Origin of the sequence: Polynucleobacter sp. AP-Kaivos-20-H2 (assembly GCF_018882215.1) — a bacterium.
Taxonomy (GTDB): Bacteria; Pseudomonadota; Gammaproteobacteria; order Burkholderiales; family Burkholderiaceae; genus Polynucleobacter.
Genome location: NZ_JACVOX010000012.1, coordinates 1 through 1,008 on the forward strand (window position 1 = coordinate 1; position 1,008 = coordinate 1,008).

General features: G+C 48.4%; 1 protein-coding gene. It reads right to left on the reverse strand.

Annotation, left to right across the window (positions count from 1 at the left end; all coding sequences use genetic code 11):
* A partial coding sequence (locus tag ICE89_RS11655; RefSeq protein ID WP_370625373.1) for a beta strand repeat-containing protein occupies positions 1-1,008 on the reverse strand: 1,008 nt, incomplete at both ends.

Genomic DNA, 1,008 nt, shown 5'->3' on the forward strand with positions numbered 1-1,008 from the left:
AGTAGTGCCTACAGCCGATGCGGAGCATCCAGTAGCGTTAATACACAGGTATCCCAGTGCACTAGTAGCGCTGTTAGCACCGACTACTCCACCAAGGGCAGTAGTACCCGTGCCGTTGGTAATCGATAGGCCATAGTAACTACCAGCAGTACTGTCTACAGTGGAGCTAAAGGTGATATTGCTATTGGTAGTAGTAAGCGCTGCATTAGCGCCTAAGGTGACTGCACCGGTATAGGTTTGTGTACCAGTAGTAGTAATAGAGCCATTGAGAGTGCTAGCACCAGCGACAGACAAGCTAGAGGTATTGGCACTGTTGGTAATCGAGGCACCGGTGCTCATCGATAAAGTAGAGCCTAAAGTAACTGTGCCGCTATAAGTAAGATTGAGTATTCCTGAGGATCCGATACCTACTCCACCAGTACCTAGCGCATTGCCACTACCAGCGTTGATGGTACCCGCAGTAATCGTAGTACCACCAGTGTAGGAGTTTGTACCGGAGAGGGTTAAAGCAGAAGTACTACTCGATTCAGTAATACCAGTCACGTTAGAGCCAACTGCGGCGCTAATGGTCGTTGTACCTGTGCCAGAACCAGAGTTGGTGATCGTGCCGGTATTGTTAAGAGTGGTACCAGAGACAGTAGTCGTTCCTGAACTATTGTTATTAAAGGTGACATTGCCAGTACCGCTGATGCCACCCGATATGGTTAAGGCGGCGGTGCCACTATTCGTAAAAGTGCTGCCAGTAGATTTAGGAGTAATGGCGCCACTAATCGTTAAGGCTGAAGTACTACTCGATTCAGTAATACCAGTCACGTTAGAACCGACTGTCGCGCTAATGGTCGTTGTACCTGTGCCAGAACCTGAGTTGGTGATCGTGCCGGTGTTGTTTAAGGAGCCTGTAGCAAAAGTAATCGTACCGTTTGTAGCACCTTCGCTAATAACTAAGTTATTAGTTCCCGTCACCCCACCACTAAAGGTAGTAGAGATCGCAGTTCCGGTATTGCCAAT